Source organism: Williamsia sp. D3, assembly GCF_000506245.1.
GTDB lineage: Bacteria > Actinomycetota > Actinomycetes > Mycobacteriales > Mycobacteriaceae > Williamsia > Williamsia muralis.
On record NZ_AYTE01000026.1, the window covers coordinates 259,352 to 278,694 of the forward strand.

The window sequence follows — 19,343 nt, forward strand, 5'->3', positions numbered from 1 at the left end:
TTCACCAGCCGCGCTCGGCAAGTCGATGGGGTTGTGGGATGTCGTCGACATTGATACCGACCATCGCCTCACCCAGTCCACGCGACACCTTCGCGAGCACGTCGGGATCGTCGTAGAACGTAGTCGCCTGCACGATCGCGGCAGCACGCTCTGCGGGATTGCCGGACTTGAAGATTCCCGATCCCACGAAGACGCCCTCGGCGCCCAACTGCATCATCATCGCCGCGTCCGCGGGGGTGGCGATGCCGCCGGCGGTGAACAGCGTGACGGGCAATTTGCCCAGCTCGGCAACTTCGACGACCAGGTCGTACGGCGCCTGCAGCTCCTTGGCGGCGACGAACAGTTCGTCCTTGGGCAGTGAGGTCAGCCGCCGGATCTCGTCGCGGATCTTGCGCATGTGCGTGGTGGCGTTCGAGACGTCGCCCGTGCCCGCCTCACCCTTGGACCGGATCATCCCGGCGCCCTCGGTGAGCCTGCGGAGCGCTTCGCCCAGGTTGGTTGCGCCGCACACGAACGGCACGGTGAACTGCCACTTGTCGATGTGGTTGGCGTAGTCGGCCGGGGTCAGCACCTCTGACTCGTCGATGTAGTCGACACCGAGGCTCTGGAGGATCTGGGCTTCGACAAAATGTCCGATGCGAGCCTTGGCCATCACCGGGATGGACACTGCCGAGATGATCCCGTCGATCATGTCGGGGTCGCTCATCCGCGAGACCCCGCCCTGTGCACGGATGTCGGCCGGTACCCGCTCGAGGGCCATGACTGCGACAGCGCCCGCGTCCTCGGCGATCTTGGCCTGCTCGGCTGTCACGACGTCCATGATCACGCCGCCCTTGAGCATCTCGGCCATGCCACGCTTGACCCGCGCGGTACCGGTGCCGGCACTTTCCGCTGGCACCGATGAACCTGGATCTGGGGCACTGCTCACGTCTATAGCTCCTGTGGTCTAGTCGATTGCTGAGCTTCCAGTCTAGGCTTTCTCGGCGCCGCGTGGTCCGGCGGCATCACACGCCCCTTTTCGACGTCGGGCGGGCAGGTCAGACGGGCGCTCGCTCGACGATCTCGAAGTAGAGCGGGGTCGGTGCGGTGCCACCCAGGTGCAGCCATCGCACCGGTCGCCGATTGCGAAGGGCCAGGGTGTCGCGAACGGCATCGTTGTGGAACCGGCGGGCGATCATCACGCGGGTCTCGGCGTCGGCAAGCTCGGTGACCAGCTGCGATCGCAGCGACGAGAGGTCGATCTGGGCCAGCGCCGCCGACACGACGTTCTCAGCGGATTCACGATCCGGCCGCGCCGAACCCTCCGCTCGGTCGGCGGCGATGATCAGCTCCCGGCCCTCCGGACCGAGGCCGGCCCCGATGGATCGGGCCACCACCGCCCGGCGGGCAAGCGCGGCGTCGAGCGCCTGCCAGCACAGGTCCACCCGCACGTGGAGTCGGTCGAGCCGGTTGGCGGTTTTGTAGGCCCAGCCCAGACCGAGCAACACCAACACCGTGATGACGCCCAGGATCAGGACGGTCAGGGCGGAGATGGTCATGAAGTCCTCTCAGAAGGGGTCAATCGGAGACGACGACCTTGCCGGCCCCGACGACGACCGTGTCGTACACACGCAGGATCTGGTCGGCGACCTCGGACCAGTCGTAGCGGGCGGCGCGATCGCGTGCACGGCGAACCATCGCGGCCCGGCCGTCGTCATCACCGAGAACGGAGATGATCCCCTGGGCGAGTTGGTCGGCGTCCCCCACCTCGACCAGGACACCGGCCTGCCCGTCGTCGAGCACCCGCCGGAACGCGTCCAGCTTGCTCGCGACCACGGCGGTACCGGCGGCCATGGCTTCCACGAGCACGATGCCGAAACTCTCGCCGCCGAGGTTGGGAGCGCAGTACACGTCCGCGGAACGGAGGGCACGGGCTTTGACGTCGTCATCGACCTGGCCGAGAAATACGAGGTGGTCGGCCAGGTCGCCGGCCTTGCCCCGCAACGTTCGCTGGTGACCCCCGCCGACGATCAGGACACGCACGTCCGGGAAGCGCGCCACCACAGCGGGCAGTGCCTTGATCAGCACGTCAACACCCTTGCGTGGTTCATCGAAGCGACCGAGGAACAGCACGGTTCTGCCGGGGTGCGGATACCCGTCGAGCGGTTGGGCTCCGGCGAACATGTCCGTGTGCACCCCGTTCGGGATCTCGACCGCATCCGAACCCAGAGATTCCATCTGCCAACGTCGGGCGAGTTCGGAGACGGCGATCTTACCGGCGATGCGCTCGTGGTAGGGACGGAGGATTCCCTGAAAGATGCTGAGTATCAACGACTTCGTCGTGGATGTGTGAAAAGTGGTGACGATCGGGCCCTGAGCGACCATCAGCGACAACATCGAGATACTCGGCGAGTTCGGCTCGTGCACATGGAGGACGTCGAACTTCTCGTCCCGAAGCCAGGATCGCAGTTTGTGATAGGCCTTGGGGCCGAACGCGATCCGGGCAACCGATCCGTTGTACGGAATGGCGAGGGCCTCTCCCACCGACACCACATAGCCGGGCAATTTCTTGTCGTGTCCGGCGGGCGCGAGAACGCTCACCGTGTGTCCCCGATCGATGAAGACCTGCGCCAGTTCCATGACGTGGGCCTGCACACCGCCCGGGATGTCGAACGAGTACGGGCAGATCATGCCGATCTTCATCCCGCGGCGCCCTCGACATCCTCGTTGCTCCGAGAGGTGTCGGCCCCCTTGATGCGCTCACGGCGCTCGTCGGACCAATCGGCCTCCCAGAGCGGTTGCAGCATGTGCCAGTCCTGCGGATGGGCGGCGATGTTCGTCTCGAACACCGTTGCCAGCGCCTGGGTTGCCGCCTCCACTCCCCCGGACGTGTCGATCGGTCCGGTGAGCGATATCTGCGAGGTGTCCGGGCCGGTGTACCAATGGTGAACCCCGACGAGGGCGGCGCCGGTGTCGATGGCGAGTTTCGCCGGGCCCGCGGGCATCCGCGTCGGCTCGCCGAAGAACTGAACGGGGACACCGTGTCTGGCCAGGTCTCGTTCGCCGAGGAGACACACCACCCCGCCGCTGCGCAGCCGGTTGGCCAGCTGTCCGTAGGGGGGTTGTTCGCCACCGCTGAGCGGGAAGATCTCGAATCCGAGGGTCTCGCGGTATCGGACAAAACGTTCGAAGAGCGAATCGGGTTTCAGTCGCTCCGCCACGGTGGAGAAGTCCCCGATGTTCTGGACGAGCCAGACCCCGGCCATGTCCCAGTTGCCGCTGTGGGGCAACGCGAACACCACGCCCTTGCCCTTCGCAAGGGCTGTGTCCAGCAGTCGTCGATCCGGCGGGGGGAGGTCGACCCGCGACGCGGCCACCTGAAAATCCATGGCGGGCAGCCGAAATGCCTCGCGCCAATAGCGGGCGTAGGACCGCATGGCATCCCGCATGAGGTCATCGGGTACCTCCGCCGGTGCACAGCCGACCACCCTGGCGAGGTTCTTGCGCAGCTGGGCCGGTCCGCCACCCCGGCCGCCGACGTAGCCTCCCGCGCTGTCGAACACCGTGCGCGCGACACCCTCGGGCAGGCGCCGCACAAGCGACCACCCCGCCGCATACCCCAGGTCGGCAATACGCTCGCCGGCCGTCGTCACGACTCCGGTCCGTCCTCGCCCTGGGTCGCCCCACCGGCGGCGGAGGGAGCGGCGATCGGCTGCAGATCGGTGGCTCCGGGCGACTTGTAGACCGACCACATCCGCTGGAACACCGTGATGATGCTGCCGACGGCGAGAAGCCACATCGCGATGTGGATGGCCCACGGCAGTCCGATACCGGTGAGACCGGCGCCGACGAGGACGATGACGAGGCGGTCCGGGCGTTCGATGAGGCCGCCGTCACCGTTGAGTCCGCTGGCCTCGGCACGTGCCTTCGCGTACGAGATGACCTGCGAGGTGACCAGGCAGATCATGGTCGCGACGAACAGCCACTGGTGCGGCTTCTCCACCAGGCACCACCAGCCGAGGCCGGCGAAGATCGCGCCGTCGGCGAGCCGATCACACGTCGAATCGAGCACCGCACCGAACTTGGTGCCGCCGCCGCGTGCCCGCGCCATCGCGCCGTCGAGCATGTCGAACATCACGAACAGCCAGATGACCAGGGTGCCGACGAACAGGTAACCCATCGGGTACAGCGTCACCGCTGCCGCGATGGTCGCCACCGTTCCGATGACGGTCATCGCGTCGGGCGTCAGGCCCGTCTTGATCAGGGCCCGCCCCAGGGGCAGGGTGACCTTGGACACCGAGGCGCGACCCAGGACGCTCAGCATGGATCGTTCACGCTCTGCTTGGTCATGTTCCGTCCTCGAGTTGTCGCCAGGCGTCGGCAAGCAGAGTCCTGGTGTCGCGCAGCAGCTGCGGCATCACCTTCGTCTCCCCGACCACCGTGATGAAGTTGGCGTCTCCACCCCACCGCGGAACCACATGCTGGTGCAGGTGTTCGGCCAGCGAACCACCGGCTGCGGCACCGAGATTGAGTCCGACGTTGAACGCGTCCGGATTGGAGACCGCTTTGATCGCGCGAATCATCTTCTGCGTGAACACCATCAGTTCACGGCTCTCGACCTCTGTGAGGTCTTCGAGGTCGGCGACCTGCCGGTACGGCACGATCATCGTGTGCCCGGGGTTGTATGGATAGAGGTTGAGCACCGCGTACACCGATTCACCTCGTGCGACCATCAGCCCGGCCTCGTCCGACATCCGTGGGATGTCGAGGAATGGGTGGACGGACTTCGCGGAGGTGGTGTCGTCCCCGTCCGGGTCCACACCCGATCGCGGGGCAGCCGTGATGTACGACATCCGGTGCGGGCTCCACAGCCGCTGAAGCCGGTCCGGGTCGCCCGGCCCCTGGTCGCGGATGACGCCGGGGTTGTCGGTGTGGGTCACCGGGCCTCCCCGGCAGCGTCGGCAGGCGTCGCGACCAGTTCGGCGGTCGGGGATTCGTTGCGACGCTGGGCGACCCAGTCGGCGACCAGGGTGACCGCGTCTGCGAACGGAACCCCGTTGACCTGTGTGCCGTCACGGAAACGGAAACTGACGGCGCCGGCCTCCACGTCACGTTCGCCGGCCAGCAACATGAACGGCACCTTGCCGGTTGTGTGATTGCGGATCTTCTTCTGCATCCGGTCGTCCGAACCATCGACCTCGGCACGGACGCCGAGTGACCTCAGCTGTGCCACAACGCCGTCGAGATGGGGAACGAACGCGTCCGCGACCGGGATGCCCACAACCTGCACCGGGGACAGCCACGCCGGGAAGGCGCCGGCGTAGTGCTCGGTGAGCACACCGAAGAACCGCTCGATGGATCCGAACAACGCTCGGTGGATCATCACCGGCCGGTGCTTGGACCCGTCGGCACCGGTGTACTCCATCTCGAATCGCTCCGGCAGATTGAAGTCGAGCTGAATGGTCGACATCTGCCAGTTTCGGCCCAGCGCGTCCTTGACCTGCACCGAGATCTTGGGACCGTAGAACGCGGCCCCACCGGGATCGGGCACCAACCGCAGACCGGATGCCTCGCCGACCTCGGCGAGGGTGGCTGTCGCCTCTTCCCAGACCTCGTCCGAACCCACGGACTTCTTCGGATCCCTGGTCGACAGTTCGAGATAGAAATCGTCGAGGCCGTAGTCCTTGAGCAGTCCGAGTACGAAGTTCAGGGTGGTGGTGAGCTCGGCCCGCATCTGTTCGCGCGTGCAGTAGATGTGCGCGTCGTCCTGAGTCATTCCCCGAACCCTGGTGAGGCCGTGGATGACTCCCGACTTCTCGTACCGGTACACCGACCCGAACTCGAAGAGCCGCAGTGGCAACTCCCGGTAGGAGCGGCCCCGTGCGTTGAAGATCAGGTTGTGCATCGGGCAGTTCATCGGCTTGAGGTAGTAGTCCTGGCCGGGCTTGCGCACCTCGCCGTCGTCGCCGAGTTCGGCGTCGAGGTGCATGGCCGGGAACATGCCATCGCGGTACCAGTCGAGGTGACCGGAGATCTCGTACAGGTTACTCTTGGTGATGTGCGGGGTGTTCACGAACTCGTAGCCCTCGGCGATGTGCCGCTGGCGCGAGTAGTCCTCGAGTTCCTTGCGGATGATGCCGCCCTTGGGATGGAACACCGGCAGACCCGAGCCCAGCGCGTCGGGGAAGCTGAACAGATCGAGTTCGGCACCGAGCTTTCGGTGGTCGCGGCGTTCGGCCTCGGCCAGCAACTCGAGGTAGGCGTCCATCGCCTCGGCCGATTCCCAGGCCGTGCCGTAGATGCGCTGCAGGTCCGCGTTGTCCTGGTCTCCGCGCCAGTATGCCGCCGAACTGCGGGTCAGCTTGAACGCGGTGATGTACTTGGTGGTGGGCACGTGCGGACCCCGGCAGAGATCGCCCCAGATCCGTTCGCCGGTACGAGGATTGAGGTTGTCGTAGGCGGTGAGTTCGCCACCCCCGACCTCCATCACCTCGGGGTCGTCGGCCGAACCCTTGTCGTCGACCAATTCGAGCTTGTACGGTTCCCCGGCCAGTTCGGCCTTCGCCGCGTCGACCGACTCGTACACGCGCCTGGAGAAGCGCTGACCGGACTTGATGATCTGCTTCATCTTCTTCTCGAGCGCGGTCAGATCGTCGGGCGTGAACGGGTCCTCGACATCGAAGTCGTAGTAGAAACCGTTCTCGATCGGCGGTCCGATCCCGAGTTTGGCCTTGGGGTCCAGATCCTGAACCGCCTGTGCCAGCACATGTGCAGCCGAGTGCCTGATGACGCTGCGTCCGTCTTCGGTGTTGGCCGCAACGGGCTCGACCACGGCATCGCTCGTGGGCGACCACGACAGGTCGCGAAGCGCGCCTTCCGCGTCGCGGACCACGACGATCGCCTCGGGCCCCTTGTTGGGATGACCGCTGTCGCGCAGCGCCGCCCCCGCAGTAGTCCCGGCCGCCACCGTGATCGTGGCTGGGGGCGTGGCGGCGGCGTTCTCGGGCACCAGGAAACTCCTTGTAGAGGCAGACCACTCGACCGGCACGGCCGAGCTGGCGTATCAGTCCATGATCGTAGTGCCCGTCGGACCCACTACCCCCTACCGGTCGCCGAGAAGTTCGGGCCCGGTTACAGAATCGGGCTCTTCAGCCACGACCAATCGAGACCAATCCAGCCGGCCGCCATCTCGAGCGCGCCGAGCAGCCAGAGCGTCAGGAGCACGATGGCGCAGGTCAGGATGGCGAATGCTGCCTGGACCGTCCAGTGTTGCTTCTTGATCCAGTCCATCCATGCGTCGTACTTGCTGCGCGCGAAATGGAGCAGGCGGCGCGCCCAGTCGAACTCGGACGCGAGGATGCCCAGACCGGCGAAGACGATCAGCCATCCGGGACCGGGGTAAGGGATCGCCGCGATACCCACGAGAAGGACGCCCGTTCCGACCACACCGACACAACAGCGGTAGATGAGATTCAGGCGGCGTTGCTCCCGAATCTGGTCACGCTTGTTGCCGATCGCGGAGAGTATCCCGCCCTGGGACCGTTCTTCGTCGGCATCGACTTTCGCGTCATCAGGCATGACGTTCCTTTGTCCGAAATTGACCGTTTGCAAACCTTTTCCGGCAACTCTACGGAACTCGGCAACACGGGAGATGCAACAGGACTGCGCACGAACGTCAGTCGATTGAACGGGAGATGAAGTGGTCCCGGCTGGGATCGAACCAGCGACCTTCCCGGTGTGAACGGGACGCTCTTCCACTGAGCCACGGGACCTGACGTCTACCCCGGCCGAACCGGGGTCTGCGACCGAAAGACATTAACACGCACACCCCGCCGGAACCCAAATCACATCGACTCGATTCACCCCGGGTGTCGCCGCGGCCCGTGACCTGGGGATCGTTCTGCAACCGACCGTTTGACCAGCGGATTTGTTGCTTTGCGGGTACGTCCGATAATGTTCACGTTCGCACCCAGAGCAGCAGTTTTCAGGGTGCATGCGGATGTAGCGCAGCTGGTAGCGCATCACCTTGCCAAGGTGAGGGTCGCGGGTTCGAATCCCGTCATCCGCTCGGAGCACGATATTTCCACCGTGGCGGTGTGGCCGAGTGGTGAGGCAACGGCCTGCAAAGCCGTGCACACGGGTTCGATTCCCGTCGCCGCCTCCAGATCAGTTCGACAACTGAACACAATCTCGCGCGATTAGCTCAGCGGGAGAGCGCTTCCCTGACACGGAAGAGGTCACAGGTTCAATCCCTGTATCGCGCACCACCTGCACCACAGAATGACCCGGCGACCCCGGGTCATTCTCATGTGACGGGTACGGACGGATTGTTCATCACATCGAGTCACAGGAATTCCATGAACGACACTCTCGACCGCGACGTCTTGCAGTACACCCTGAACTGGGCGAGCACCAACGGGTACTCGGTCAGCGGAAGCCAGATCTTGATCGAGTTGCTGCCGATCAGCCGCGAGTACAGCAACATCGAGGAACGGGAACGGGCCCTGCACGCCGCTGCACAGCAACTCGTGTCCGGCCAGGCCGAGCTGGCCACCAGCTCACGCTGAGAGACCTCACGCTGCTGAGCGGCCCGCGTGATGCCCGTGTTGAGATGATCGTCGTGAGCGGTCCCGAGATACTGGTCAAATTCACCGACGATCCCACCGACGCCGACCAATTGGCGGAGGTCGCGGCCGCGACCTTCCCCCTGGCCTGCCCTCCGGATCTGAGCGCCGACGACGTCGCGCACTTCATCGCGACCACATTGTCGGGTCAGCACTTCCGCAGGTATCTCAGCGAGCCCGATCATCACGTCCTGAAGGCAACGGACAGCGCCTCCGGTGCCATCGTGGGGTACGCGCTCCTCATCGACTCCGAACCCGACGACACCGACGTCCTGGCGGCCATTCCGGAACGCCCGCTGACGATGGTGTCGAAGTTGTACGTGCTACCCGGCTTTCACGGCGGTGCGGTGTCCGCGGCGTTGATGTCGGCAGCGCTCACGCACGCCACCGAGCAGGGCAGCGCCCGCATCTGGCTCGGCGTGAACGAGCAGAACCGCCGAGCACAACGGTTCTACGAGAAGATGGGTTTCACCATCGTGGGGCGCAAGTCATTTGTCGTCGGCGGCAAGCGCTGCAGCGACTACGTGCTCGCGCGCACTCCCCCGCCGACGTCGGATCTGCATTGACCCTGACGGCTACGCCGATTCCGCGAACCGTGACAGGGCGAGCAGACGCGATGTAGCACGGAGGTACTTCTTGCGGTAGCCACCGGCGAGCATCTCCTCGGTGAAGATCTCGTCCAGCTTCGAACCCGAGACCATGAGCGGGGTTCCGGCGTCGTAGAGGCGGTCGGCCAGCACCACGAGACGCAACGCGACCGTCTGATCCGCCGCGGGGTGCACACCTTCCACGCACGCCAGGGTGACGCCCTCCACGAGCGCCTTGTACTTGGAGGGATGCAGCTTGGCCAGGTGTGCGCAGAGTTCGTCGAAGTTGTCCAAGGTGGCACCGGGAGTGCTCTCGGCCAGGTTCTCGAGCTCTGCGTCGCTGTGGGGTGGCGGGGCCGGCGGCAGGTCGCGGTGCCGGTAGTCGGGGCCGTCGACGCGGATGGCCTCGAACACCGCCGCCAACTTCTTGATCTCTCGCAAGAAGTCCTGCGCGGCGAAACGACCCTCGCCGAGTTGCCCCGGCAGTGTGTTAGACGTCGCGACGATGGAGACGCCCTTGGCCGACAGTTCGGTCAGCAGTCGCGACACCAGCATGGTGTCGCCCGGGTCGTCGAGCTCGAACTCGTCGATACACAGCACGGAGTGGTCCGAGAGCCGGTCGAGGGCATTGGCGAAGCCGAGAGCTCCGACGACGTGGGTGACCTCCACGAAGGTCGCGAACGCCTTGGGCCCCGGCATCGCGTGATAGATCGACGCGAGGAGGTGGGTCTTGCCGACGCCGAAGCCACCGTCAAGATAGAGGCCCAGCCCCTGCTGGGGCGCGGACTTGCGCCCGAAGAGGCCACGCTTGCCGCCTTTTGCCTTGGTCGCGCGTTCGACGAAGCTGCGCGCGGCCTTGACCGCCTCGGCCTGGCTCGGCTCGTCTGGGTCGGGAATATACGAGTCGAAACTGACCTCGTCGAACATCGAGGGGGGCACCATCTCATCGACGAGGGCCTCGGGCGCGACCTGCGGAGTGCGGTCACTCAAACGTGCTGGCATGCGCCGAGCCTAGCGACGTGACGAGAATGGCTGTGTGTACCCACTGCGCAAAGCGACCCAGCTCACAACCGGTGACCTCGACGAGAAGGCGCTCGCCGCCCTCTACGCCTATCCGGAAGGTCAGACGGGCGTCGCGCGGGTTCGCGCCAACATGATCGCGTCGATCGACGGGATGGCAACGGTCGCAGGGCGATCCGGCGCCCTGGGGTCGTCGGGTGACCAGCGGTTGTTCTCGGTTCTGCGGGCACTGGCCGACGTCATCGTGGTGGGTGCCCGCACCGCTGTCACCGAGGGATACGGGCCGGTTCGGCCACATCCCTTGCTCGGCGAGCTGCGAACGGCCGAGGGCCGGCCGGCGGCCGCGGCGCTCGCCCTGGTGAGCAACACACTCACCATCCCGGTTCCCGGAGAGGGTGATTTCACTCTCGCACCGAGCACCATTGTCCTCACCTGTCGTTCGGCCCCCGCAGGCGCTCGCGCTCGGCTCCGCGACGCCGGGGCGACCGTCGTCGACTGCGGCGACGAGGAAGTCGATCCGGCACAGGCGATCGGCTACCTTGCCGACAGCGGCATGACGCAGATCTTGTGCGAGGGTGGGCCGGCCCTGCTCGGTTCGCTGCTCGACAGTGATCTGGTCGACGAGCTCTGCGTGACTGTCAGTCCCAGGGTCACTGCGGGTAGTGGCAAACACATGACGGCCGGTTCGGACGCGGTACGTGGAATGCGACGCGCCCACGTCCTCGCCGACGACGAGGACTACCTGTACCTGCGCTGGGTGCGCGATCAGGAGTGATGTCGTTCGCCAGTACCCTCGCCGATATGCAGCGCGCTCTTGTGACCACAGACGACCGCACCGGCCGGATGTGGTCGCTCAGCCGCCCGGATCGTTCAGCCCGTCGCCGCTCGCTGCGCTTGCTGGCGGCAGCGATGGTGGCGGTGGGCATCCTCACCGGATGTACCGCCGGCCCCGATCCCGGGCCGGATCTGGTCATCGAAGAGAACAACGGCGGAGGCCAGGCCCCGACGACCACGCCGCCGCCACCGAGCCTCGAAGTCCCCAAACAGGATCTGGCGTGGCGAGAGTGCGGCGACGATCTCCAGGAGCGGTTTCCAGGGACCGCTCTTGCACCGGGCGTCACGTTCGAGTGCGGAAATTTCGAGAACTCGGTGACACCGGGCACCCAGAGCATCGACACCGTGACGGTCTCGGCTGTCCGAGCACGGTCGGCCGACACGCCCGCCGACGCTGCTCCGCTGGTGCTGACCTCCGGCACCGACATACCGTCCACCCGCACACTGCTCAGCCTGGCCCAGGGTGGCGGTCGCAATCTGTTGTCGGCGCATCCCGTGGTCGCTGTCGACCGGCGCGGGACCGGCGCGTCGACGCCGCTCGACTGTATGACGAACCTGGAACGAAACACGCTCCTGAACAACGGCTTCAGCACCTCATCCGCTGACTACCCGGCGCGCGTGGAGCGACTGGCCGCCGCGGGGACGTCGGCGTCGGACGGTTGTACGGAAATCCTGAGCCCGCACCAGGTGCAGTTCACCGCCAACAATGCGGCAGCCGATCTCGAGAAGCTGCGCACGGTGTGGCAGGTGGACCGGATCGGTATCGCAGGCGTCGGGGAAGGCGCAGCTGTGGCACTCGCCTACGCAGGGCTCTACACCGACCACCTGGCCCGGCTCATCCTCGACACGCCGGCGCCGTACTCGACCAACGCCCAGACCACCGGGCAACAGATCGCCGAGGGCACCGGCGCGGCACTCGGCTTGTTCGCCGATCAGTGCCGGGCCATCAGCTGCTCCCTCGGCGCCGACCCCGGCGTCGTCATCGCAGGCCTGCTCGATCGGGCGCGTACCGGCGGCCTCGACGGGATCGCCGATACCGACGTCCTCGCCGCACTGACCACCACCATCGCGCTCGCGCCCGGCGACCGGGCCACCGTCATCACCACAGCCGCCGACATGCTCAGTGCGGCCGACGGCGGCGCTCTCGGCCCACTGCGCACGGCGATAGGTCAGGCCCGGGCCCTGCGTGGCACCGACGGTCAGCTGTTGTCACAGTGCAACGACACCTTCGAACCCGTCGGACGCAACCAGATCGACGGGTTGATCGCCGAATGGGGACGCCAATACCCACTGACCGGTGCCGGCACGGCACTGGGCCTCCTGCGGTGCAACGGCTTCCCCGCCGGTGCCGCCCCGCCGACCATCGGCGAGATCCCGGTGCCGGTGCTGATGTTCACCGGCTCAGGCGACACCATCAACGGAGCCACCGCGTCCGACGGCATCAACGGCGCCCTGATCGGCGCCGGTGCCACGTCATCGATTCTCTCGTGGGAAGGCCTCGGCTACTCGGTGCTTGCGCACTCGGACTGTGCCGGGGAAGCGGCCATCTCCTACGCCCGCTCTGGTGAACCACCCGCTCCCGGTGCTTGTCCGGCCTGACCGGATCAGCGGGACCGGCATCGGTTCGTGGTGTCGGGCACGGCGCAGGGCCGTTGCCGTAGTACGGTGCGGCAGTGTCGATCAATGACCCTTCCACCGGAGACCACCAGAAAACTTCCGCTGACGTCGGCCGGGAGCACGGGAAACGACCCGGGTACGGCCTGGTCAACCGCACGGGAATGGCCGAACGCGTCCTGTTCCCGGGTGTCGACGTAAGCCGCATCATCTCGATGGTGCTCTGGCCCGTGGCGATCCTCATGGTGTTCCAGCGCACGGTGATCCTGGGCGTGGACGGCGACCGGACGGACGACTTCTCGCCGGTGTATCGCGCCGCGTTGGCGTTCCTGCGCAACGAGCCGATCTACACCGAGAACTACAACACGGTCGACCCTCACTACCTGTACCCGCCGTCGGGAACGCTGCTGATGTCTCCGCTGGGTTACATCGACCCCGAGCGAGCTCGATGGCTGTTCATCTTCGTCTCCGCCGCCGTGCTCGTGCTGTGCGCGTATCTGATCACCCGCATGTTCGGGTACTCGGTCCGGTCGTGGGTGATGCCCGTTGTGCTGTTCGTCTTCTTCCTGTCCGAGACGGTGTCGCACACTTTGATCTTCGTGAACTTCAACGCCTTCGTGTTGCTCGGTGAGCTGTTGTTCATGATGTTGGCGCTCAAACGGAAAGACCTGTGGGCGGGTGTCCCTCTCGGTCTGACCCTCGCGGTCAAACCGGTTCTTGCCGTGCTTCTGTTGCTCCCGCTACTCAACCGTCAGTGGAAGGTGTTCGTGGGTGCGATCGGGGTCCCGCTGCTGCTGACCGCGCTCGCGTGGCCGCTGTCCGCCGACCCCCGGTCTTTCGTGAGCCGCACCGCGCCGTATCTGTTCGAGGCGCGCGACTACTACAACAGTTCGATCGTCGGCAATGCCGCCTACTTCGGCGTGCAGACCTGGCTCGTGGTGCTGTTGCGGATCGCCTTTGTCCTGATGGCCGCCTTCAGCCTGTGGTTCCTGTACCGCTACTACCGCACCACCGACGAACTGCTGTGGATGAGCACTTCGGCCGGTGTGCTGCTGTGCACGTCGTGGCTGGTCGGCTCGCTGGGCCAGGGTTACTACTCGATGTTGCTGTTCCCGCTGCTGATGACGGTGTTCATGCGGGGCTCGGCCATCCGGAGTTGGCCGGCCTGGCTCGGTGTCTACGGGTGCTTCACATTCGACGGCTTCTACTCGGATCGCTGGGAGGCGTTCGGGCGGGCGATCGAGTACAACAAGGTGACCTGGGGCTGGTCACTGCTGATGATCGCGGTGTTCTGCGCGCTGCTGTTCCGGTATCTGGACCTTCGCAAATCCGGGGATCACGAGATCACCGGAACCAGAACGCGGCCCGCGGCCACCGTCAGCGCATGAACTGAACCCGGAAATCGACGCAACGGACAGCGCTTGACCGATCGACTGCTCGAGGGCAGTGGCTGCTCAGGGCAGCGCGGTGATGAGCTTGTCGACGTCGACGCGCGGGCCGGTGAAGAACGGGGTCTCCTCGCGCACGTGCATCCGTGCCTCGGTAGCGCGTAGGTCGCGCATCAGGTCGACGATCCGATGCAGCTCGGGCGCCTCGAACGCCAGCAACCACTCGTAGTCGCCGAGGGCAAACGACGACACGGTGTTCGCCCGCACGTCCTTGTATCCGCGTGCCTGCTTGCCGTGATCGGCGAGCATGGTGCGTCGTTCGGCATCGGGCAGCAGGTACCACTCGTACGAGCGGACAAACGGGTACACGCAGATGTACTTGCCCGGTTCCTCACCCGCGAGGAACGCCGGGATGTGGCTCTTGTTGAACTCGGCGGGCCTGTGCAGCGCCACGTTGCTCCACACTGCGTTGCTGGCACGGCCGAGGATGGTGGTCCGGCGGAAATCGGCGTAGGCGGCCTGGATCTGCTCGACCTCTTCCGAATGCCACCAGATCATGAAGTCTGCGTCGGCCCGCAGACCCGAGACGTCGTACAAACCGCGAACCACAACACCTTTGGCCTCGAGCGAGTCGAAGAACTGGCGGGCGTCGCTGATCGCCTCGTCCCGATCGTCGCCCAGCTCGCCCGGCCGAACCGAGAAGACCGAGAACATGAGGTAACGAACAGTGGCGTTGAGTTCTGCATAGTCCAGGCGCGTCATGGCCCCCATCCTGCCATTGCCGGGACAACGCGATGTCAGCGCAGGTGCGTGCTCCACGGCCCATCAACAGCCAGATCGGCGACGAGTTGCCGGGCCGCCCTGTCTGCACGACCGACACATGCGGGTACCCCCACACCGTCGAAAGTGGCCCCGGCGAGCACGAGACCCGGCGGACGACTGCGGTCGACCTCTGCGACCACGGACGCGTGCCCGGGCGCGTATCGAGGAAGTCCGCCGGGCCACCGCTGGACCACGGCGTCCCGCGGTCCGACACGCACTTCTCCCCCGCCGGCCAGAGCGATGACCGTTGCGAGATCCGCCACAGCCCAGTCGATCAGCTGGTCGTCCTCAATCCTCTCGAGATCGGTGCCGTAACGACCGAACGACACCCTCACCAACACCGCGTCTGCGGCGAGGTGATTCCACTTGCGCGTACTGAAGGTGAAAGCCTTTGCGTGCACCAGTGATTCGTCACTGGCCACGAGCACCCCCGAGAGCTGCGGCAGGTCGACACCCGCCTCGAGCGCCAGCGACACCACCGCCGACCCCGACAGGTCGACCCGCGCCAGCGGCTCGGCGACCTCGGGAACGGTTGCGCACACGCGGGCCAGGACGGGGGCCGGCAACGCAGCCACCACACCGTCGTAGCGGGTGTCGTCGACCATCCAGCCGGAGCCCGCCCGGATCAGCTGTCGAATTGCCGCGCCGGTATGGATGCCTGCGGCACAGCGATGGCCGAGTTCGTCGACCAGCTGGCGGTATCCCCCGGCCAAGGCGCCGAACACCGGACCAGAACCACCTGATGCGGCCAAGAGGTCGGTCACCGCCGCGGTCAGGCTGGGAGCACCGGCGTCGAGTCGCGCCGCCAGGGCGGGGACCACGGCCCGCACTCCCAGGTCGTCGGCGCGCGCCGAGTACACACCGCCGAGCATCGGGTCGACACTGCGGTCCACGATCGACCGGCCGAATCGGTCCCCTATCAGGGCCCCGATCGACATGTCTTGTCCTGCTTGCCAGTCGAGGGCTCGCTGCGGCTCATCGGCCATGCGCGCAAGGTCGTCCGCCTCGGCAAGGTGGCGTACGGCGTCCGGACCACCGGGGATTCCCATCACCGTCGGACGGGCCATTGCCTTGAGGGTGGAACCGCTGAGGACATTGGGGCCGAGAACACCGGGATGGACGAGTGACGGGGTCAAGCCGAGTTCGTCCACCAGAGCGGCGACTTCCGGGCGGCGAACCAGGAATGCCTCGGCACCGACATCCACATAGTGTCCATCGAGTTCGGCTGTCCGCAGCGTGCCACCGAGCACGGGCGATGCTTCGAAGAGATCGATCACCGCGTCTGGCCCGAGTAGCGTCCGCAATCGGTACGCCGCGGTCAGTCCCGAGATACCGCCACCGAGCACCGCGACACGGGTCACAGCGAGTGCACCAACTCCACCACCCGGGTCAACACGGTCGGGTCGGTGGCGGGCAGAACCCCGTGACCGAGGTTGAAGATGTGGCCCAGAGCCCCCGCTGCCACCGCTCGATCAGCTTCGGCGGCGATGCGGCGGACCTCTTGCTCCACCACCGGCCACGGCGCGAACAGTACGGCCGGATCGAGGTTTCCCTGAAGGGCCCGGCCGGGTCCGATCCGCCGCGCTGCATCGTCGAGCGGGATCCGCCAGTCGACCCCGACCACGTCGCGCCGGCGGTTCCCATGTCGTGGAGCAACTCGCCGGTGCCCACCCCGAAATGGATGCGGGGAACGTCGTACGACGCCAGTTCGGCGAAGACGCGCGCCGAATGGGGTCGGGCAAAGGCGTTGTAGTCGGCCACCGAGAGCGCGCCTGCCCACGAATCGAACAACTGGAAGGCGTCCACTCCGGCATCGAGCTGGACCTTCAGGAAAGCGATCGTGATGTCGGCGAGCTTGCCGACCAGTTCGTGCCAGATGGCCGGCTGCCCGTACATCAGGGCCTTGGTGTTCTCGTAGTTGCGGCTGGGGCCGCCTTCGATCAGGTACGACGCCAAGGTGAACGGGGCGCCGGCAAAACCGATCAGTGCGGTTTCGCCGAGCTCGGCCTTCAACAGTTTCACCGCGGCCGAGACCGCACCGACCGCGTCGGGTGTCAGCAAGGGAAGGGCGCGGACATCGGCGTGCGTGCGGATGGGGTGCGCGATCACCGGACCCACCCCGGAGACGATGTCGAGGTCGACCCCGGCCGCCTTGAGCGGAACCACGATGTCGGAGAACAGGATTGCCGCGTCGACACCGTGCCTGCGAACCGGCTGCATGGTGATCTCACAGACCAGTTCGGGGTCGAAGCAGGATTCGAGCATCCCCCGCCCGACCCTGATCTCCCGGTACTCGGGCAGTGAGCGGCCGGCCTGCCGCATGAACCACACCGGTCGGCGGCCGGGCTGTTGCCCACGAGCGGCCGCGACCAGCGGCGAAAGGGCGCGGGCATGTTGTTGAGTCATCACCTGACATGCTGCCATGCACTGCGCCCAGGACTCCAAGGACTACCGAATAGGGGCCGATCAAGCCATCGGCGCGCCTACCGTCGGTCCGCCCGGCTTGGACCTACGGTCGACGGGTGACCACATCCGAAGCCTCGAGCGAGCCTGCAGTTTTCCGCAGCGCCATCGAATCGATGCATGCGGCCAAGGTGCGGTCGGAGATCGAGCTCGGCAGCATTCGCCCACCTCAGCGGCTGGCGCCCTTCAGCTATGCAGTGGGCGCCGAGGTGACCCAGCCCGACGACGGCGAGATCGCCACGGACTCCGACGGCAGCGCTTTCGGCCGGCTGATCCTGCTCTACGATCCCGACGGCCACGAGCCTGGAACGGCACCATGCGGTTGGTGGCATTCATCCAGGCAGAGGTCGAAGCCGTCCTCGCCGCCGACCCATTGCTCCCGGAAGTCGCGTGGAGCTGGCTCACCGAGGCCCTGGCGCAACCCACCATCGAGATCACAGCCCTCGGCGGCACGGTCACCTCCACCTCATCGGTGCGGTACGGCGACATCTCCGGACCACCGCGCGCTCATCAACTGGAACTCCGCGCCTCCTGGACCGCGACCAACAGTGACCTCGACGGGCACGTCGAGGCTTTCTGCGAGGTGTTGTCGCTCGCGGCCGGGCTGCCGCCGACAGGCGTCACGCAGCTCGGCTTCACCAAAGCGTGAGCTGCGACGTAGATGACCGATCCCACGAGTACTGACCCGACGGCCCACACCGGCCCGGGCGATCAGTCATCCGGCGACCCAGAGGTGGTGGACGGCGGCACCACGGACGAGCCAGACCGTCCCGAACCGATTCCGCTGACAGAACCGGCGGATGGCGTTCCGCCCGTCCTGTCCACCCCAGCCGAGTTCGCCGAGGCCGGCCGACTGCTGTCCGATGGCACGGGTCCGGTGGCACTCGACACCGAACGCGCCTCCGGCTTCCGCTACTCGGGGCGGGCATACCTCATCCAGATCAAACGAACCGGTAGCGGATCCTTCCTCATCGATCCCATCGATCATCCTGAGGCGCTGACCCCGGTGGTCGACGCACTCGACGGCCCCGAGTGGATCCTCCACGCAGCCGATCAGGACCTGCCATGCCTGCGCGAGCTCGGATTCCGATGTGCCCGGCTCTTCGACACCGAACTGGCCGGCCGGTTGCTCGGGATCGCCCGGGTCAACCTCGCGGCAATGGTCGAGCACTTCTTGGGGCTGGGCCTGGTGAAGGGACACGGAGCGGCCGACTGGTCGAGGCGTCCTCTGCCGGCTGACTGGCTCAACTATGCCGCTCTCGACGTCGAGGTCCTGATCGAACTGCGTGACGCGGTTCAAGCCGCTCTCGTCGATGCAGGCAAGGAGACCTGGGCCGAACAAGAGTTCGCCGCCGTACTGGCCCGACCGGATCCACCGCCCCGTACCGACAGGTGGCGACGCGTTTCGCGTATCCACACCATCAAGTCGCCGCGCATCCTCGCAGCCGTCCAGCAGCTCTGGAATGCCCGCGAAGAGATCGCCCGGCGTCGCGATGTGGCTCCCGGACGCATCCTTCCCGACTCGGCCATCATCGCCGCTGCCACCGCAGACCCGAAGTCACTCGACGAACTGTACAAAGTGCCGGTGTTCGGCGGCCCTCGCCAACGTCGCCAGGCCGCCCGCTGGCTGTCGGCGTTGGATGCCGCGCGTCGACTGACCGACAAGGAACTGCCGTCGCGTCGGCCGGCAGCGGTGGGTCTACCGCCTGTCAATCGATGGGAGGGCAAGGATCCCGAGGCTGCTGCCCGGTTGGCAGGGATTCGAGCCGGCCTCACCGACCTCTCCGAACAGTTCTCGGTACCCGTGGAGAACCTGCTGCTCCCCGAGCTGGTTCGCCATGTGTCCTGGGAGGGAATCGATCCGCCCACCGTGCAGGCCGTCGAGCAACGGCTGGCCGCGGGTGGCGCACGTCCATGGCAGATCGAGTTGACGGCACCGGTGATCAGCGAAGCACTGGGTCGGCCCCTCGAGGACGAGGATGCCGACGGGCCGTCGACCGACAACGATTGAC

Annotated in this window: 16 protein-coding genes, 4 tRNA genes and 3 pseudogenes; 10 read left to right on the forward strand and 13 right to left on the reverse strand. The window is 66.2% G+C overall.

The features are described from left to right. Position 1 precedes the first annotated feature (1 nt). The 9 genes and pseudogenes from pdxS to W823_RS46295 all read right to left on the reverse strand — a co-directional run bounded on the left by pdxS (position 2) and on the right by W823_RS46295 (position 7,751). Positions 2–928, reverse strand: a complete 927-nt coding sequence (pdxS, locus tag W823_RS46255) for a pyridoxal 5'-phosphate synthase lyase subunit PdxS (RefSeq protein WP_030163259.1) — start codon at positions 926–928, stop codon at positions 2–4. 121 nt (positions 929–1,049) lie between these two features. Further along, positions 1,050–1,538, reverse strand: a pseudogene (locus W823_RS46260) (exopolyphosphatase); the annotation flags it as partial. 19 nt (positions 1,539–1,557) lie between these two features. Then, positions 1,558–2,682, reverse strand: coding sequence for a glycosyltransferase family 4 protein (locus W823_RS46265; protein WP_023959549.1), 1,125 nt, complete (start codon positions 2,680–2,682; stop codon positions 1,558–1,560). Continuing rightward, positions 2,679–3,632: a phosphatidylinositol mannoside acyltransferase gene (locus W823_RS46270; protein ID WP_023959551.1), complete on the reverse strand. Its 954-nt coding sequence runs from the start codon at positions 3,630–3,632 to the stop codon at positions 2,679–2,681. The genes W823_RS46265 and W823_RS46270 overlap by 4 nt, the downstream gene beginning before the upstream one ends. Continuing rightward, a complete protein-coding gene (gene pgsA / locus W823_RS46275) occupies positions 3,629–4,303 on the reverse strand; it encodes a phosphatidylinositol phosphate synthase (RefSeq protein ID WP_023959553.1) in 675 nt (224 codons plus the stop codon). The genes W823_RS46270 and pgsA overlap by 4 nt, the downstream gene beginning before the upstream one ends. A 22-nt stretch (positions 4,304–4,325) precedes the next feature. Continuing rightward, complete coding sequence (locus W823_RS46280; protein ID WP_023959555.1) at positions 4,326–4,919, reverse strand: HIT domain-containing protein; 594 nt, start codon at positions 4,917–4,919, stop codon at positions 4,326–4,328. Beyond that, positions 4,916–6,988 (reverse strand): threonine--tRNA ligase, encoded by a 2,073-nt coding sequence (gene thrS, locus W823_RS46285; RefSeq protein ID WP_023959557.1) that lies wholly within the window; start codon positions 6,986–6,988, stop codon positions 4,916–4,918. The genes W823_RS46280 and thrS overlap by 4 nt, the downstream gene beginning before the upstream one ends. A 122-nt stretch (positions 6,989–7,110) precedes the next feature. After that, a complete protein-coding gene (locus W823_RS46290; protein ID WP_023959559.1) occupies positions 7,111–7,557 on the reverse strand; it encodes a TIGR02611 family protein in 447 nt (148 codons plus the stop codon). Positions 7,558–7,679: 122 nt separating this feature from the next. Further along, positions 7,680–7,751, reverse strand: a tRNA-Val gene (locus W823_RS46295). Between the two features lie 223 nt (positions 7,752–7,974). Here W823_RS46295 and W823_RS46300 point away from each other — a divergent pair. From W823_RS46300 to W823_RS46320, 5 genes are all read left to right on the forward strand, one after another. Next, positions 7,975–8,047 (forward strand) — tRNA-Gly (locus W823_RS46300). A 22-nt stretch (positions 8,048–8,069) separates the two neighbouring features. Then, a tRNA-Cys gene (locus W823_RS46305) sits at positions 8,070–8,143 on the forward strand. 28 nt (positions 8,144–8,171) lie between these two features. Continuing rightward, positions 8,172–8,246 (forward strand) — tRNA-Val (locus W823_RS46310). A gap of 90 nt (positions 8,247–8,336) precedes the next feature. Beyond that, positions 8,337–8,546 (forward strand): hypothetical protein, encoded by a 210-nt coding sequence (locus W823_RS46315; RefSeq protein ID WP_023959561.1) that lies wholly within the window; start codon positions 8,337–8,339, stop codon positions 8,544–8,546. 44 nt (positions 8,547–8,590) lie between these two features. Further along, positions 8,591–9,169 carry a GNAT family N-acetyltransferase gene (locus W823_RS46320; protein WP_023959563.1) on the forward strand — a complete coding sequence of 193 codons (579 nt, stop codon included), beginning with the start codon at positions 8,591–8,593 and terminating at the stop codon, positions 9,167–9,169. Positions 9,170–9,178: 9 nt separating this feature from the next. Here W823_RS46320 and zapE read toward each other — a convergent pair whose 3' ends face one another. Beyond that, positions 9,179–10,192, reverse strand: a complete 1,014-nt coding sequence (zapE, locus tag W823_RS46325; RefSeq protein WP_023959565.1) for a cell division protein ZapE — start codon at positions 10,190–10,192, stop codon at positions 9,179–9,181. Between the two features lie 34 nt (positions 10,193–10,226). On the opposite strand from zapE, the gene W823_RS46330 reads away from it, so the two are divergent. The 3 genes from W823_RS46330 to W823_RS46340 all read left to right on the forward strand — a co-directional run bounded on the left by W823_RS46330 (position 10,227) and on the right by W823_RS46340 (position 14,046). After that, positions 10,227–10,985, forward strand: coding sequence for a dihydrofolate reductase family protein (locus tag W823_RS46330; protein ID WP_023959567.1), 759 nt, complete (start codon positions 10,227–10,229; stop codon positions 10,983–10,985). After that, a complete protein-coding gene (locus tag W823_RS46335; protein ID WP_023959569.1) occupies positions 10,985–12,643 on the forward strand; it encodes an alpha/beta hydrolase in 1,659 nt (552 codons plus the stop codon). Before W823_RS46330 ends, W823_RS46335 begins: the two co-directional genes overlap by 1 nt. Positions 12,644–12,822: 179 nt before the next feature. Then, complete coding sequence (locus W823_RS46340) at positions 12,823–14,046, forward strand: glycosyltransferase family 87 protein (RefSeq protein WP_023959571.1); 1,224 nt, start codon at positions 12,823–12,825, stop codon at positions 14,044–14,046. A gap of 66 nt (positions 14,047–14,112) precedes the next feature. On the opposite strand, the gene hemQ is transcribed toward W823_RS46340, so the two are convergent. The 3 genes and pseudogenes from hemQ to hemE all read right to left on the reverse strand — a co-directional run bounded on the left by hemQ (position 14,113) and on the right by hemE (position 17,292). Further along, entirely contained in the window at positions 14,113–14,808 is a 696-nt protein-coding gene (gene hemQ, locus W823_RS46345) for a hydrogen peroxide-dependent heme synthase (RefSeq protein WP_023959574.1), read from the reverse strand. Positions 14,809–14,843: 35 nt separating this feature from the next. Then, complete coding sequence (gene hemG / locus W823_RS46350) at positions 14,844–16,229, reverse strand: protoporphyrinogen oxidase (protein WP_023959576.1); 1,386 nt, start codon at positions 16,227–16,229, stop codon at positions 14,844–14,846. Next, positions 16,226–17,292, reverse strand: a pseudogene (gene hemE / locus W823_RS46355) (uroporphyrinogen decarboxylase). Before hemE ends, hemG begins: the two are co-directional and overlap by 4 nt. A gap of 98 nt (positions 17,293–17,390) precedes the next feature. On the opposite strand from hemE, the pseudogene W823_RS46360 reads away from it, so the two are divergent. Continuing rightward, a pseudogene (locus tag W823_RS46360) lies at positions 17,391–17,980 on the forward strand (DUF3000 domain-containing protein). Positions 17,981–17,992: 12 nt separating this feature from the next. Beyond that, on the forward strand, positions 17,993–19,342 hold the full coding sequence (locus W823_RS46365; RefSeq protein WP_023959578.1) for a ribonuclease D: 1,350 nt from the start codon (positions 17,993–17,995) through the stop codon (positions 19,340–19,342). Position 19,343: the final 1 nt, after the last annotated feature.

Excerpts from the sequence above, each read along its gene's own strand:
- W823_RS46315 (WP_023959561.1), top strand. The coding sequence starts at position 8,337 with ATGAACGACACTCTCGACCGCGACGTCTTGCAGTACACCCTGAACTGG.
- W823_RS46365 (WP_023959578.1), top strand. The coding sequence starts at position 17,993 with ATGACCGATCCCACGAGTACTGACCCGACGGCCCACACCGGCCCGGGC.
- pgsA (WP_023959553.1), bottom strand. The coding sequence starts at position 4,303 with ATGCTGAGCGTCCTGGGTCGCGCCTCGGTGTCCAAGGTCACCCTGCCC.
- hemQ (WP_023959574.1), bottom strand. The coding sequence starts at position 14,808 with ATGACGCGCCTGGACTATGCAGAACTCAACGCCACTGTTCGTTACCTC.
- W823_RS46335 (WP_023959569.1), top strand. The coding sequence starts at position 10,985 with ATGTCGTTCGCCAGTACCCTCGCCGATATGCAGCGCGCTCTTGTGACC.
- W823_RS46320 (WP_023959563.1), top strand. The coding sequence starts at position 8,591 with ATGATCGTCGTGAGCGGTCCCGAGATACTGGTCAAATTCACCGACGAT.
- W823_RS46265 (WP_023959549.1), bottom strand. The coding sequence starts at position 2,682 with ATGAAGATCGGCATGATCTGCCCGTACTCGTTCGACATCCCGGGCGGT.
- W823_RS46290 (WP_023959559.1), bottom strand. The coding sequence starts at position 7,557 with ATGCCTGATGACGCGAAAGTCGATGCCGACGAAGAACGGTCCCAGGGC.
- zapE (WP_023959565.1), bottom strand. The coding sequence starts at position 10,192 with ATGCCAGCACGTTTGAGTGACCGCACTCCGCAGGTCGCGCCCGAGGCC.
- W823_RS46340 (WP_023959571.1), top strand. The coding sequence starts at position 12,823 with ATGGCCGAACGCGTCCTGTTCCCGGGTGTCGACGTAAGCCGCATCATC.